Origin of the sequence: Paenibacillus sp. MER TA 81-3 (assembly GCF_023713585.1) — a bacterium.
Classification (GTDB): domain Bacteria; phylum Bacillota; class Bacilli; order Paenibacillales; family Paenibacillaceae; genus Paenibacillus_B; species Paenibacillus_B profundus.
Genome location: NZ_JAMAWB010000012.1, coordinates 100,656 through 115,053, shown reverse-complemented (window position 1 = coordinate 115,053; position 14,398 = coordinate 100,656). Strand labels below are relative to the sequence as shown.

Here is a 14,398-nt window from a genome sequence, read left to right as displayed (position 1 = left end):
TCCATTAAAAGGGAATATAAGAAATTCATTGATTTTCATAGTAATATACTCTATCAATGATGTCGAAGTAAGGGGAATTATGTAGTATATTAAAATGTTTGTTTAAGATTGTAATAGATTATGCGCTTTTAGCGAGATAAGTCGGCCAGCTTGTAACCGTGATGCGAATATTACTGAAAAGGACTGCGTCAAATGAATTAGTCTCCGCGACCATTCCTTTTTCACTAGGTTGATAAAGGCGTCCTCATTTCCTTCCTGAACGCGTCTCATGGATCGCAATGTCCTTAACACACCAGCTGTATTGACACTCATCGAAATCAAACATCGTTATAACATTATGATTAACCATAAAATTGCCTACTTTAATGTCGCCGTGAATAAGACCGTATGATTCTTTATCTTGTTTGAGATACTTTAGCCACTCATGTCTTCTCTTTATCAGTTTAAAGGCCTTAGTTAATTCATGCATTCCCCCGGTAATCCTGCCGCAGTTCTTAAACATATCCACATCATTCAACCACTGGTGACAATAAAAAATGAGCTGCTGCTATGAATAATCTCGAAAAGACGACCTTGATCAGAATAAATGGGTCCATTTTTTCTCCTCCATTCTTATACTTGATTAAGAGCGGAAGCAACTCTTTTCCTCCATGTGCAGGAAGTAAAACATCTGGATACAACCACATTGTTCACCTTCTTTCGGGGTGCATTTAGCAACTATAGATGAAACTTGTCGAGCCTTGTTGAAACTGCCTCGGAACTCTCTTGAACAATTGGATTATTACTTCAATAAAATTACAGGTGGCTACGTTTCCAATTTCCGTCTCCCCCGTATTAAGCATAAAAGACTCGCGAGTCTTTAACTCCGCGAGCCTTTGGCTGTCTATACAGGGTAGCAATATATGCAACAATTATTAAACTAAACCGACATGTGTGTTATTCTTTCGATGGCGTTGTTCCATATACCATTGGAACACCCATATCATAAGGGCCAACCAGAACCCGCTCGCCATCAATCCGCCGATAATGTCGCTTGGATAGTGCACGCCAAGATACACTCGGCTTACACCGATCATGGCAATCATGACGCAACTAGACACAATCAGCAAAATACGTCCTGGACGCGAAGCGATATGACGCCACAATAGAAATGCAAGCGCCCCATATAACCCGATTGCTCCCATGGCATGGCCGCTAGGGAAGCTGTAACCGGTCTCCTCTATCAAGCGGTGGACGATTGGGCGTTCCCGATGGATAACTATTTTTAATAATTGATTCATTACCGCAGATCCGCCTAACACGGCGATCAAGAAAATCAATTCCATACGGTGCCCGAGCACGAAGTATAAAAAAACCAGCGTTAACACAGCAATTATAATGGCATATTTGGTTGAGCCTATGGAAGTGAAGAGTTCCATTACTTTGGTTAGACTCGGAGATTCAAAGCTTTGTACGAATGCGGCAATATTCAGATCAAATGGGTTTAGCGGCTGACGGTTGATTGCAATGGCCAACGCGCCAAAGCCCAACAGAAGCAAAAAACCAAAAAACATCGTATAATGATTCGATCGGGGTTTTCTCTGCTTATATCTCAATTTGTGTCCCTCTTTCGTTTAAAAGATCGCTATAGATAGTAATCAAGAAAACCTATATTTCTAAAATAATTTCGTCTTTATGAATATGGACACTTAAGACCAGTCCAATTGAAATCATATTGGTAAGCAATGAGCTGCCTCCATAACTTATGAAAGGCAAGGAAATACCTGTCAAGGGAACCAATCCGATATGCATCCCTATATTCACAAAAATCTGAAAGACTAACATGCCCAAAAGCCCTAGAACAAGGTAAGAGCCCGCTAACTCCCTGCTCTCTTTTACGATGAGAACCAGCCGATAAATTAGCATAAAATACAGCAGCAAAAGTATCGCAGAGCCCAGGAATCCATATTTCTCGCCAATTACGACGTAGATAGAATCCGAATAGGCGTATGGAATAAACCCGCGCCGCAGAAAAAATCCAGTGTCCCCGCTTAATCCGCCTGAACCTATCGCACTCATTGCATTTTTAACATGCCATGACTTATCGGGATCGCTGGTTGGGTCGAGAAAAGTCTGTATTCTCGACATTTGATGAGGCTGCACAAGCTTAGATAACAAATCGTGATCCGCATAGTACAACCAACAAATGGCCCCAATCAAAAGTGCCATCACACTGAAGCACAGCAACATATAAAGGGCACGTATGTTGCCCATCCATAGCATGCTTAGTAATACTCCAACAAAGACAAGCGCAGTGCCTAAATCAGGCTGCTTCATAATAATGATAATGGGAACTAAAAAAACGATGCAAATAGGAAATATGTCTTGAACCAGCCGAAGTTGTTCACCTGCCCGCTTCTGCAGCAGATGAGCGGCTAATAAAACCGTAGCTAGCTTCATCATTTCGGAAGGTTGTAGCTGAAAGCTTCCAATACTCAACCAACGGACCGCTCCGTTAATGTTCTCTCCTGTGAACATGACTAGAACGAGCAGGCCAATTCCGATGCCATACAAGATATAGGACAGCTTTCCAATCAATATGTTGTAATCGAATACCGCCACAAGCAGCATCGGAACGCAAAACACACCGAATAACACTATGTTGTTCATATGAAGGCCATTCAAATTGGTACCCGAAGTGGCTTCGTAAATAGCTACAGTGCCAATGGCGATTAGACAAACCATGATGAGTAAAGTCAATATATCTATTTTTTTGAGTTTGCCGATAAAAATCATATAGAAACCTCTATTTCATTTCTTGTGAATTGTTATTTCGTTCTTGCCACCTTCGATTGTTATCCCGGGATATACTCAGTAAAATTCCAGTGCTTGCCATACACAATATTAAAGAGGAGCCACCATAGCTGATAAAAGGAAGCGGAACTCCCGTAATGGGCAGACTCCCGGTTACAGCTCCAAGGTTCAGCAGGAATTGAATGAATATCATCGTTACGATTCCCATTCCCAGCATTACCCCAAATGGGTCATTACTCCTGATTGCCGCAGTAAAGCCTCGCCAAAGAAACAGAAAAAAAACAAATACGAGCAAAGATGTGCCGACAAATCCGAATTCTTCTCCGATAACAGCGAAAATAAAATCCGTGTGCGCTTCTGGCAAATAAAAAAGCTTCTGGACACTTCGTCCAAATCCTGTGCCCGTGAACCCCCCATGCGCTAAAGCATAGAACGATTGAATCAGCTGATACCCGGAGCCAGACTGGTCATCAAACGGATTTAAAAAAGAGCTGATTCGCTGGAGCCGGTAACTTTTACTGAACGCAAGATAAATAAAAATCGGTACAAGCCCCAGACTTAGCATGAAAAGATGACGCAAATCAATACCGCCGATCACAATGATCGTGCTTGAAATAAAAAACAAAATTAACACGGTGCCGAAATCCGGTTGCATCATGATAAGCAAGAGGATGAAACCAACCATAACCAATAGGGGCAGCACTCCTTTTTTGAAATCCCGGATCCGTTCTCCTTTTTTGCTAATCAAAGCTGATAAGTACACGATGAGTGATAACTTGGTGAATTCAGCCGGTTGAAAAGTAAAGCCGCCCACAAAAAACCATCTTTTTGCTCCATTGATGTTAACACCGCCAATCAACACCAGTACAAGCAGCAATAACGACATAAGCAGAAGGAATGGCGCAACCTTTTTCCACATTGGAAAGGGAATGCTCATAAAAAATAGCATGATAACGAGTCCGGCGAAAGCAAATATGCTCTGTCTTAATGCGTAATACCACGGACTTTCATGCTTAAAGGTGACGATGGACGAACTGGCGCTAAAAACCATAGCCAAACCAAAGCAGACCAGTAAAACCGTTAAAAAAAGCAGCAAAAAATCCGGACGGCCTTTTATTTTACCTTTCAAATCGGAAAACACCTCCTGAAAAAGCGCGGCCGATTGGACTTAATCCTTCATGGAACCCTGCCTTATCATCGGTTTTCGTAGATGATCAAAACAAAAAAGCTCTCCTGTAAGAGAGAGCTTGCGGATATCACCTGTGCAATTGGATAGACAACCCGCTCCCGCCCAGATCAAATTGGCCGCGGTATCCTTTTTTGCCCCATAGTGTCATGGCATTATCCCTCCACACGTAAACATCCAGCCCTTTTTCTCCTGCCCCCAAGGTCCATCCCAGAATGATGTCGGAGAGTCCGTCCTCGTTAACATCCGCAATCCCTGCGTAGTCCAAGCCGTAGCCGAAGCCTTTCGTATCCCAGACAATCTGCCATTCTTCATCCTGCTGCTTCAACAACGCAGCCTTTCGTATCCTTTCGTTACGAGAGCTCTCTTCATATACCACGACAGCCTCATCGATGCCGTCTCCATCCACATCTCCGAATGAAATGCCTTTACTCCCTTCACCATGGGCCGAGACTAGCAACCTAGCTCCGTCAGGCAGTAAAGTTCGAAGGATGTCGCTATGGAGATTCTCTTCAGACAACGGAGACTTAATCAAATCGATGGGGGTAGCAGGCATGCTGCACCCGCCAATCCACAACAACGTAGTCACAATGAGTCCTGTCCACATCTGCTTACCCAACATTCTGTTCCCGGCTCCTCGCTTGTCATTGTTCTATTCTCTATTTTATATGGCTGCAAAAAATAAGAGGTTATGAAAAAGTTAAAGTTCCTTTGTTAGTTGCGTGGAAGATAAATATAAACCTTAGTTCCCTGTCCTGACTGACTGTCGATCTTTAACTGTCCTTGGTGCAGCTTGACGATTTCATAACATATGGATAATCCCAAGCCGCTCCCGGCAGCACTGTTATTCCCCTTGTAAAACTTTTGCAAGACATGCTCGATGTCCTCCTCCGCAATTCCCGCTCCCGTATCCTCGACGGTAATGACGACCTGTTCCTGAGACGATTGGGTGTACACTTTAATGATTCCATTTGGACCAGTAAATTTAAGTGCGTTGTCTAATAGATTAATGAGCACTTGCTTCAACCGATTTTCGTCAGCGTGAATGACGGGCAATGTATCGTCTGCCTGCACCTCCAGCGAAATGCTCTGTCTGGCAGCTCTTGGAGCCAGCTGCTTACCGATATGCCGAAGCAAGTCCGCAAGATGAAGCGGGGTGCGGGATAGCACAATTCGTCCATTGTCCAGCTTAGAGAGATCCAGTAATTCGTCCACCAGCACGGTTAACCTGTCGGTTTCCGACTCAATGATTTCAAGCCCGTCTGCAAGCATAGCCGTACCGTCCTTCGGCTCCGTTTTTAAGGTTACTACCCACCCTTTTATGGACGTTAACGGGGTGCGAATCTCATGGGAGACGGATGAAATGAAATCGTTTTTGAGCTGTTCGTTTCGCCGTATTTTGGCTGCCATCGTATTGAACGTATCCGCGAGCGTTCCCAGCTCGTCCCGGTACCGTTTTTTCGCTCTTGCCGTGAAATCGCCTTCAGCCATTTGTTCGGCTGCCAGCTTAAGCTCCGTAATTGAACCCGTAATTGTCCTGGACAGGAAAATGCCGAGAACGGCAACAATCGCAACGACAATTAGACCGACGGAAATAAATATGACAGTAATATAGCGGATGGTTGCCATCGTGTCGGTTAGAGAAGTGACAAATCTGACTGCCCCCACTGTCATATCCTTAGCCTGCAGCGGATAAGATACGGCTAATACGGTGTCATGCACGGATGGCTCACGTCCCTTCCAGATTCCGACGGTTCCGCTGCATGCCTCTTGCACATCTGGATAATCGAGCATATTTTTCCCGTCTTGAGCTCCCGCAGAGTCCTGAAGAAGCTGCCCGGAAGAACTAATAATCTGCACTTGTGCGGCGGTATTTTGAGAAAATCCGTTTAATAGCCGTTCGGACTGCTTCTCTAATTCTTCCTCGGCAAAATATTGATGAAAAAAAGAAGCGGATATTTCCGCTTGATTCACCAGGATTCGTTCAACATTGTGATAGTAATAATAGTTCACCGACGCAATTAGAAAAATTTCCAAAATACATACTGTAATTAAAATGACGGCAAAATAACTTCCCACTAATCTTTTTTGGATGCCCAAAATTTCATTCTTCCTTTCTCCAACGGTATCCTCGTCCCCAGACGGTTTCGATCAGCCGCGGCTTGGAGCAGTCGTCTTCAATCTTTTCTCTTAGCTTGCGAACGTGAACATCTACGGTCTTGGGATCTCCGACAAAATTCACTCCCCAAATCAGATTCAGAAGGTCGTTTCTGGATAAGGCTTTATCGGGATATTCCAAAAACACCTTAATCATTTGATATTCTTTCGGCGTTAAATCGATTAAACAGTCAGATTTAAATAACTTGTTAGCATCCAGATCAAGCCGGATCGCGCCAGACTCGAGCACCTTGCGTGAGGTCCCCCCGCATGCTGGGTACGGCGCAGCACCGTTCTGATTCTCGCGATAAGCTCTAACGGATTGAACGGCTTTACGATGTAATCGTCAGCACCAAGTTCAAGCCCCCTGATCTTGTCCAAGTCTTGTCCGCGCGCAGTGAGAAAGACAATCACGATATAGGGATCGATTTCTCTTAGCTTCCTGCAAAACTCAAAACCATCTATATCGGGAAGCATGATGTCCAGAACCACTACATCCGGCCGAGTTGCGGCGAGACTCTGTAAAGCCGTCGCTCCAAGTGCAGACTCAGTGACTGTGAATCCGTTTCTTTCCAAATTAATCGATACAAAACGTCTTATATTGTCATCATCCTCAACAATGAGCACATGGTTGCGGTGTAAAGATTCCATAGCTGCCTCCCCAAGGCCCAATCCAATTCATTGGGCTAATAATGAAATAAACGATCACAAAAAAGCTCTCCCTGGCATCAGGGAGAGCTGACTGTTGTATGTGTTATCTCATTCGCTCATTAGTCAAATACGCATATTTAAATAGACCTGCCCTGCCAGTTAGAGCCGCCGGGAATATACGTAAGGGAAACATTTGAGAGCGAAGAGAACACAGTTCTCCCTTTTTGCATAGTGCTGATGATTATATGATACACTACTCGGAAGACTGTCCATTCGGAAGTTCCCCCCTTTTCTAAATAAAATGAAAAAACCCTCTAGTATGACTAGAGGGTGTAATGAATGCACACAAAAAAACATCCGTTCCCCCAAGCCGAGTTTTGGCACTATACAACGTAAAGAGAATCATTCATCTCTTAGCCACGTTATGAAAAGCCTTAATCCGGCAATCCCTGTTCTACCCATTGGCATCTTTCGATGTTTCCGGGCAGTGGCCTGTATTTGTATAGGAGCCTCACCTAACGAGGACATATTTATTACTTCTGAATCGTATCCCTATCGCTTGCAATTGTCAATAGCCAAGGTGAAAATCATAACGATTTGACCAAGTGAGTAAATCTTTCTCTAGTGGAACTCCCCACTTCCCTTAATAAAAGCGGGTTCAGCGCCGCCGCGCAAACCTGCTGCATGATGAAATTATTTCAGTGAAATTCCGAATTTCGCGCCAGCCTCGCCTGCGAATACAACTGTTCCGCTTTGCGGCAGCACGATCTCGTTCTTGCCGCTGACGACCGTGTCGTTCACGCACGCGCCTTTTTGATCGTATACAACGAAGGCGCCTGTTTCCGGCATATCAACCAGCATCGTCTTTCCTGCGGCTGCCGCAGGAATGCTGTACCATTTGGCATATCCATCCGCTTGGACGGTAACAGAAGATTGCTTGCCCGCATAGAGCTGCTTTACAGCCTCTTCGCGAACATACAGGCTGCCGGCTACATCCAAATATTCAATGCCCTTTTTCGTATAAAAATTGTGTTCCATCGCATCTCTGCTGCCCAAAAACGGGATTTGCAGTTCGCTGACCGCTTTGTCCGCCCCTTTTATCTTTTTGTTCGCCCAATACCCAGAAGCATCTGTAACGGTGGAGACTTGGATGGAAGGCATAGAGATGTAATACCACATCGATGTATATTTTTCGTTGACTGCATAATATTTCTTGCCTTCACGATTCGCCCATGCCGCAGCCACATCTGCCGATAATGGATTGGCTTCAAGCTTCTCGGCAGTATATTGCGACAGCGCCGTCTGTCCAAGGCCCGGCAAGGCGGAATACGTTCTAACCCATAAATAGGTCCGTCCGTTGTCCTCTGTAACAAAGCTGGCCTTTTCGCTTCCATCCGCATTAACGAAAGAGCCATCAGCGGTGTACGTGTATTTCGCAACGGGGTATTCAGGCAGCATAATCATGGACACGGACAGCTCGCCATCAGCGCTGACTTCTATCTTGGCCAATTGGTTGAAAGCGCCGTAAATGCCTGCGTTCTTCGCAACTTCCTGCGGCATGTTTGCCTTTACGGGCACGCCATGCGACTTCGCCGGTTTCCGTTCTTTAATAACGCCCTTCTCTTGCAGCGCGCTTAGCAGCATCTCATTCGCCAATAATTGATCGGTCATGCTGTCGCCGCCCGAGGAGAGAACGGCTGCGGCCATGTTATGCTCCGGCAGAACGACCAGCGATGAATGATACAGTATCGTATCGCCGCCTTTCGTGAGCGCCTTAATGCCGTAATCGCTGAATGGGAACATGTTCACACTATCCCAGCCGAGCCCGAACCCGACTGACGAATCGGCATCTTTCGGCCACATGCCTCTTTTGTACTCTTCTTGCTCCATTGCCTTTAGCGATTTGTCAGAAAGAATGCCGTCTGCTTGCCCCGTGAAGATCTTTGCAAACGAAACGATATCTTCAGCTGTTGAATAAATGCCGCCCGTTCCGATGACATTTACGGTGTCTCTTGGAAGCTGCCCTTCATAAGTTGGATAATAGAGTCCTGCCATCCTGGATGGATCTATCTGTTCCAGCGGCGTCTTTGTATTGGTCATGCCTAAAGGCGCTGTAAAATACTTGTGTATAAATGATGTGAAGTCCATGCCGCTTACTCTCTCAACCAGAATCTCAGCTAACGTAAAGCTATCGTTGCAATACACCGAGAACGCGCCCGGATCTGCCTTTAGGCTTTGAACAGCCAGCTGTTCCAATAATGCATCATGCGCATGGGTGTCGTTATCGTCGAACAACATGGCATTCCCAAGCGTAGCTCCGCCAAGACCGGAGGAATGGTTCAACAACATGCGCGGAGTAATTCGTTTGTAACGATCGTCTTTCATTTTAAAGTCGGATATATAACTTGCTACCGGCGCATCCAAATTCACCTTTCCTTCATCCACCAGCTTCATCACTGCTGCCGCGGCGAACATCTTACTCGTTGATCCTACCCCATACATCGTATCGGCAGTCAGTCCCGTGTTCCCCTCTTTATCGTTCGTGCCAGAATGGCCTGATACGACGATATTGCCGTTATCAATGAGTGCGTACTGCACGCTTGTGATACCGTATGTCTCCGTTAAAAGCGCGGCCTTCTCAGCAGCTATTTTCCGGGTTCGGTCGTAGCCAAGTTCATTGTTGTTGCTTTCCGCCATCGACATCATTGGAGCGAGCATGGATAGCATCAGCGTCACTGCCAGTGTCACTGCCAGTCTTTTTCTCATTTTGTTGCCTCCCAGTATTCATTGTGTTAATCATCTATATTACGAATAATGTGCGCCAATCGTTCAATTACTGGCTTATAACAAAAAAAAGCGTGCAACCTTTGCATCTCTTGATACAAGGTTGCACGCTGAAAGCCCGGCATACAAGCGGACTCCATGTCATTGAACTTTCAACATATTTCTATTTTCATACACCGAGATATTGCACACCGCTCTGAATCCGGCTCGCCGATACAGGTTTGCGCCTGCCTCTGACGCTTGCAGCACACATAGCCCGTCATAGCTGTTCTTGATCTCTGATAAAATAGAGTTGAACATGGCGGAGCCCAGCCCTTTTTTCCGCTGCTCTGGCAGCGTCGCTATATCATAAATTCCAACGCTGCTGTTAGAATACATTGCAGATCCTATGCATACTACCTTTTCATTAAGTAACCCAATAAACAATTTCAGATCTGAATGATTGTATAGAGTTGATTCTGAAAGGCTATCATAGTACTTTCTCACGTACATGCCTTCCATACGATTCCCGAATAAAGAGGACAAGGCGGCACCAAATTGCCTTACTTCCATCGGTGAACTGACTTGTCTGACCGAAAAGCCATCCGGCATTTCCGTTGCAGGATGCAAGTCCGATGTATATGCATACATGCCGGCATTGACTTCGGCGAGAAGCAAGCCATGATTCACGATTGCTTGCCGGGTGCTATCTCTTATATTGTCCCAGCACCATAAAGACATCGGGAAATTCTTATCCGTAAAATAGTCCACCGTTTCATGAAGCAGACGCTTATCATCTGCGCTATCTTTGAACAAGACAGTGATATTGAACGTGTCTGCCGGCATGCCGCAATCCACATATAAGAATTCATCCGTTTCTTTGATGGACATTCCTGTGCTTTTATTTGCAACATACGAAACCTTGTATGTAAAGTTGTGTTGAATCATTGCAGCCATTTTTTGATCGTTCATGTGAACCTCCACCACATTTTATTGTTTCCTAAGTTCAGCATATAATAAAATGGCCAAAGTTCTATCCCTTTTATTCTTTACAACTATTCTTAACACACAGGAACAGCCCTAAAAGAAGCTTTTTATTATTCCTTTACATAAACAATTTTCCGTATGCTGTCATATGAAAGGCTGTATTCAATTGCAAGTTGTTGAATGGAACAACCCGCCTTGAATTTTCTCTTTATTTCCTTATTTCTTTCTATTAAATAAAGCCGATATCCTGATGTTTCACCCCATTTTTTGCGGGCAACGCGCGGTCTGGGGATGTATAGGATCTCGCCATTGATATGTTTTTGGATTTCCGATATCAATTCTTTCGGCAATACATCATTGGCATTCTTATATTTCATTCCAACTCACTCCTTAAAAATATTGACTTAAGGAATGCAAGTCTGCGTTCTAAACAAGGTAGACAGTCAGAATGAATGTCGGCGATCATTTATTTATCTCCATGCAACCATCGCCATTTGTTTATCGTGCAGACGTTGCATGGAGTTCCGTGAAGATAATAGCCGAAGGAAAAAACATGTACTCACCTCCACTTATTCATAATTACTCAATTGTACCATAAATGTAATCTTGGATGATTTCTTCTATCCCATACGATTAGCCGGCAGCGGCATGCCTTCCTTATTCAAACGTGCCTGTGCGTACCAGATTGACCTGAACGCGGGACTCAATCTTTGCCTCGGGAAACAGGGTATGCCATTTTTTTTTATAAATAGATCGCGTGTAAGCGTGTCTGCGATTTCTTTGATGCCTTGGTCGCCTAGCTTGCCGTCGAATAAGACAACCCGAACCTGACCGTTAACCAAAGTTCGGGAAAGCTGCCGATTGAGATAAATGTTGGCGCCTTTACTGCTATTAGCCGTGCAAGACACCACTTTGGTCTTCTGCTTCGCTTCCGGTTCCGGATTGATGAGAACAGCCGTGACACGCAATTTATCCTCCTGTTCGGCTTCTTGTGCAGCGTCGTATCCGAGGGCAATGGCAATCCCTAGATTTTCTAGAACGATTGGCTGTACACAGCCATTGAGCACGCATAAGCATAGGATCGCAAGGCACAAGGCGTTCAAGGCGGATTTCATTTTTAGTCCCCCCTTTTATTTTCATTTTTCCACCAGGCTGCAGCATACGTCAGTGCGAACAAAATAGAATGTTGCTGGTGAAGCCAGCTTGGACGGCGGCTTGGACGGCGGCTTGGCCGATAACGATACCGCCGACGATGCCCATTGTCTGTCCAACCTTAGTCGGCAGCCTCGCTCCCGCCTCGCGCAGCAGTTCCATCGTCACTTCTAATATGAGCGTCTTGAACAATGGCGGAAACGGAACTCTAGACCGGGATTCGATCAACCATACAAGCAAGGAGGAAGGAATTATCTCATAATGGAACGTCAGCGCCGCCACATAAGCTGGGGTCAAAAACACGGAAACAAACAAAGCCACCACCCGCAATCCGCGGAGAAATGTCCCGATACCCCAACCAAAATAGCGGTCTTCGGTCGACAGGAAGAAATCTATGAATTCGCTCGGCCCTATAATCGCCTGCGGACTGCCGTCCGCCAGAATGACGACTTTGCCTTCCATTAGCGAATGGCTGGCGAGATCGATACGCATGAGACGGGGCGGACAACCAGATCGGCACTATCGTGGAATTGCGCAAGCAGCTTTTCCCGCAGCGTATTGGCGTAGAGCGTCATCGCTTGACCGCCTCCTTTGGGCTTCGTTAATGTCGCGTTGTGCGCTTATTTTCGTGGTGGTCGCTTTGCATAATCAAACAAATTATTCCCTTTTATTTTACATATCATGCAAATGATGTTATCGCCTCCATTATCATAACTGCAGATGATGCAGTCAGCGCCTTCATTCTTCAAACAGAAAAAAAGAGACAGCCAAAGCCGTCCCCTTCCAGCAAAACAATACCCGTGTTTTTAATAGTAAAAGACCGCCCCAAGGGCGGCCAGAGACTAGATTCAGGAGATGACCGTGTAGCTGAATTTCTTTTTGCCGAAGTTGATAGCTGCTTGATGTGTTGTTGAGTTATATTTTCCAAAATAAACATCGATCCATCGATAGGTAAGCTTTCCGGCATTATTAAGATCGCCCGTATCTTCAACAATGAATGTATTTAAAGAGTATCCTCCAGGAATCGTAATCCGTTGATTATTATTCAATACAATCATTGCTCCAAATCGATATGTAGGTTTATTCCAATTGCTGCTGCCCCACGAAGATGGATGAACAGCAATCCCGCCAATATATGCGCCATTACCACTTGCGAATACAGGACTATTGTCTCCAGAGGCTCCGGTATATGCTGTAAAGTCTTGATTGGTATAAGTGGTATCTGCAAAAGCCGCTGAGGAGGTTGTAAAAGCTAATACAACAGAAATTAACATTGTAAAAAGCGATTTTTTCATAGTCATTCCTCCTTATGTAATCTATTAATTCATGATCTCTCCTGAAGAAGAGTCATAAATGATTTGTTGTAATTTTGTTGAGTTATCAAGACCGACCACTGTAATTGTAGATTGGCCATTTAATACTTGAAGAACAAAATGATAGCCATTAGCCCAATCGATACCAGGCAATAGGTTACGTTCTTGTTTACTCTTTTTTACTAATTGAGGACTATCAATATTGATTTCTTCACTTGAGACGACCATTTCAGGAATATAAGGGCCGACTCCGGGATACACCTTTTCTACAATGCCATCGCGTATGGACACGACTGCCCGTTTATGATCTGGAGTACTGACTTGTAAGTTCCACCTCCTCCTCCTGCCGTCCTGCCCGCTTTTTTTTCCAAGCTCATCATCTACACTTGTCAAATAAAGCGGTACAGCGCCTGAATCCCATTTTTTTGCTTCTAGCATGCCTGCATGTAAGGCTTCCATTACAGTTAATTGTTGTGGATCGAAATGGATAGCTTTGGAATCGGCTATATTCCTTTGAACAACGAAAGCACAAGCAAATATGATGACAATGCCTAACAAAGTGTAGATTTTTTTCTTCATATTTCGAATACCTCTCTACATCTACTTAGTAAACTCTAGCACGTTGCCTATAGACTATTTTAAATCTATCAGATGATAATATATATCAGCAATAGCTAAAAATGACTTATTATGTCATTACATCAAAATAGTTCTTTAATACTATTTATCTTAGAGTACCCCGCTTGATTTCCTTCACGTGTTTCGGTCAAATCAATATAAATATGACGTACTGTTGTCATGTTATTTATGCCATAATACAATCAATTGAATGATAGGAGCTGAATGTATGGCGACGTATGCTTATGCAAGCAAGACGGATTTGAAAGAAGAGATTCACAAAAGATATTTATTATTAGATGGCGAGTATAACGATATTGATGATAGTCAAAAAGACATCAGACTGCCTGAAGTGGATAGAACACCAGCAGAAATTATTGCTTACCAATTAGGCTGGCTCAATCTTGTTATGAGTTGGGACAAAAACGAAAAAGAGGGGGAAGTGGTGCAGATGCCTTCTCCTGATTATAAATGGAATCAGTTGGGCGAATTGTATCAATCGTTTTACAAAAATTATTCGGATTGCACTCTAACTGAATTGCGTCATTTATTTCGCGATTTAGAAAAGAAATGGTTAGATTGGATTGATAATTTAAGTGACGATGAACTCTATACACAAGGTGTTCAGAAGTGGACCGGTGATAATCCGAACTGGCCAATGATTAGATGGATTCATATTAATTCAGTTGCACCATTTACATCTTTTAGAGCCAAGATTCGCAAGTGGAAAAAGAACCATGCGAAAGTGAACCTTCTTCCTTGACCTTAGAACCATTCT

Annotated in this window: 15 protein-coding genes, 1 pseudogene and 1 riboswitch; of the genes and pseudogenes, 1 reads left to right on the top strand and 15 read right to left on the bottom strand. The window is 44.3% G+C overall.

Annotation, left to right across the window (positions count from 1 at the left end):
* Window positions 1–244: 244 nt before the first annotated feature.
* The 15 genes and pseudogenes from M3650_RS32655 to M3650_RS18465 all read right to left on the bottom strand — a co-directional run bounded on the left by M3650_RS32655 (window position 245) and on the right by M3650_RS18465 (window position 13,581).
* The gene (locus M3650_RS32655; RefSeq protein WP_369011133.1) at window positions 245–469 is read right to left on the bottom strand and encodes a phosphotransferase; all 225 of its coding nucleotides are present in this window, start codon (window positions 467–469) and stop codon (window positions 245–247) included.
* A gap of 445 nt (window positions 470–914) precedes the next feature.
* Entirely contained in the window at window positions 915–1,595 is a 681-nt protein-coding gene (locus M3650_RS18525; protein WP_251576863.1) for a phosphatase PAP2 family protein, read from the bottom strand.
* 52 nt (window positions 1,596–1,647) lie between these two features.
* Window positions 1,648–2,775, bottom strand: a complete 1,128-nt coding sequence (locus M3650_RS18520) for an FtsW/RodA/SpoVE family cell cycle protein (protein WP_019421135.1) — start codon at window positions 2,773–2,775, stop codon at window positions 1,648–1,650.
* 10 nt (window positions 2,776–2,785) lie between these two features.
* Window positions 2,786–3,922: a putative lipid II flippase FtsW gene (gene ftsW, locus M3650_RS18515; protein ID WP_019421134.1), complete on the bottom strand. Its 1,137-nt coding sequence runs from the start codon at window positions 3,920–3,922 to the stop codon at window positions 2,786–2,788.
* A gap of 127 nt (window positions 3,923–4,049) precedes the next feature.
* Window positions 4,050–4,601, bottom strand: coding sequence for a hypothetical protein (locus tag M3650_RS18510; RefSeq protein WP_251576862.1), 552 nt, complete (start codon window positions 4,599–4,601; stop codon window positions 4,050–4,052).
* A 92-nt stretch (window positions 4,602–4,693) separates the two neighbouring features.
* On the bottom strand, window positions 4,694–6,079 hold the full coding sequence (locus tag M3650_RS18505) for a sensor histidine kinase (protein WP_251576861.1): 1,386 nt from the start codon (window positions 6,077–6,079) through the stop codon (window positions 4,694–4,696).
* Between the two features lie 4 nt (window positions 6,080–6,083).
* Entirely contained in the window at window positions 6,084–6,293 is a 210-nt protein-coding gene (locus tag M3650_RS32310; RefSeq protein ID WP_311295103.1) for a winged helix-turn-helix domain-containing protein, read from the bottom strand.
* 26 nt (window positions 6,294–6,319) lie between these two features.
* Complete coding sequence (locus M3650_RS18500) at window positions 6,320–6,787, bottom strand: response regulator transcription factor (RefSeq protein WP_311295102.1); 468 nt, start codon at window positions 6,785–6,787, stop codon at window positions 6,320–6,322.
* Between the two features lie 355 nt (window positions 6,788–7,142).
* Window positions 7,143–7,317, bottom strand: a riboswitch (M-box (ykoK) riboswitch).
* Between the two features lie 163 nt (window positions 7,318–7,480).
* Window positions 7,481–9,553, bottom strand: coding sequence for a serine hydrolase domain-containing protein (locus tag M3650_RS18495; RefSeq protein ID WP_251576860.1), 2,073 nt, complete (start codon window positions 9,551–9,553; stop codon window positions 7,481–7,483).
* Window positions 9,554–9,712: 159 nt separating this feature from the next.
* Window positions 9,713–10,507: a GNAT family N-acetyltransferase gene (locus M3650_RS18490; RefSeq protein ID WP_251576859.1), complete on the bottom strand. Its 795-nt coding sequence runs from the start codon at window positions 10,505–10,507 to the stop codon at window positions 9,713–9,715.
* 140 nt (window positions 10,508–10,647) lie between these two features.
* Window positions 10,648–10,914 carry a CD3324 family protein gene (locus tag M3650_RS18485; protein ID WP_251576858.1) on the bottom strand — a complete coding sequence of 89 codons (267 nt, stop codon included), beginning with the start codon at window positions 10,912–10,914 and terminating at the stop codon, window positions 10,648–10,650.
* Window positions 10,915–11,157: 243 nt separating this feature from the next.
* Window positions 11,158–11,652, bottom strand: a complete 495-nt coding sequence (locus M3650_RS18480) for a Ger(x)C family spore germination protein (RefSeq protein ID WP_251576857.1) — start codon at window positions 11,650–11,652, stop codon at window positions 11,158–11,160.
* A 64-nt stretch (window positions 11,653–11,716) separates the two neighbouring features.
* Window positions 11,717–12,178: pseudogene (locus M3650_RS18475) on the bottom strand (spore germination protein); the annotation flags it as partial.
* A 359-nt stretch (window positions 12,179–12,537) separates the two neighbouring features.
* On the bottom strand, window positions 12,538–12,984 hold the full coding sequence (locus tag M3650_RS18470) for an RlpA-like double-psi beta-barrel domain-containing protein (RefSeq protein ID WP_251576856.1): 447 nt from the start codon (window positions 12,982–12,984) through the stop codon (window positions 12,538–12,540).
* Between the two features lie 24 nt (window positions 12,985–13,008).
* On the bottom strand, window positions 13,009–13,581 hold the full coding sequence (locus tag M3650_RS18465; protein WP_019421117.1) for a hypothetical protein: 573 nt from the start codon (window positions 13,579–13,581) through the stop codon (window positions 13,009–13,011).
* A 268-nt stretch (window positions 13,582–13,849) separates the two neighbouring features.
* Between M3650_RS18465 and M3650_RS18460 the strand changes: the two genes are divergently transcribed.
* Complete coding sequence (locus M3650_RS18460) at window positions 13,850–14,383, top strand: ClbS/DfsB family four-helix bundle protein (protein ID WP_251576855.1); 534 nt, start codon at window positions 13,850–13,852, stop codon at window positions 14,381–14,383.
* The last annotated feature ends 15 nt before the right edge of the window (window positions 14,384–14,398 follow it).

Coding starts and splice junctions, on each gene's coding strand:
- M3650_RS18495 (WP_251576860.1), bottom strand. CDS start 9,553: ATGAGAAAAAGACTGGCAGTGACACTGGCAGTGACGCTGATGCTATCC.
- M3650_RS32310 (WP_311295103.1), bottom strand. CDS start 6,293: ATGATTAAGGTGTTTTTGGAATATCCCGATAAAGCCTTATCCAGAAAC.
- M3650_RS18460 (WP_251576855.1), top strand. CDS start 13,850: ATGGCGACGTATGCTTATGCAAGCAAGACGGATTTGAAAGAAGAGATT.
- M3650_RS18510 (WP_251576862.1), bottom strand. CDS start 4,601: ATGTTGGGTAAGCAGATGTGGACAGGACTCATTGTGACTACGTTGTTG.
- M3650_RS18480 (WP_251576857.1), bottom strand. CDS start 11,652: ATGAAATCCGCCTTGAACGCCTTGTGCCTTGCGATCCTATGCTTATGC.
- M3650_RS18465 (WP_019421117.1), bottom strand. CDS start 13,581: ATGAAGAAAAAAATCTACACTTTGTTAGGCATTGTCATCATATTTGCT.
- M3650_RS32655 (WP_369011133.1), bottom strand. CDS start 469: ATGCATGAATTAACTAAGGCCTTTAAACTGATAAAGAGAAGACATGAG.
- M3650_RS18470 (WP_251576856.1), bottom strand. CDS start 12,984: ATGAAAAAATCGCTTTTTACAATGTTAATTTCTGTTGTATTAGCTTTT.
- M3650_RS18485 (WP_251576858.1), bottom strand. CDS start 10,914: ATGAAATATAAGAATGCCAATGATGTATTGCCGAAAGAATTGATATCG.
- M3650_RS18500 (WP_311295102.1), bottom strand. CDS start 6,787: ATGGAATCTTTACACCGCAACCATGTGCTCATTGTTGAGGATGATGAC.
- M3650_RS18520 (WP_019421135.1), bottom strand. CDS start 2,775: ATGATTTTTATCGGCAAACTCAAAAAAATAGATATATTGACTTTACTC.
- M3650_RS18490 (WP_251576859.1), bottom strand. CDS start 10,507: ATGGCTGCAATGATTCAACACAACTTTACATACAAGGTTTCGTATGTT.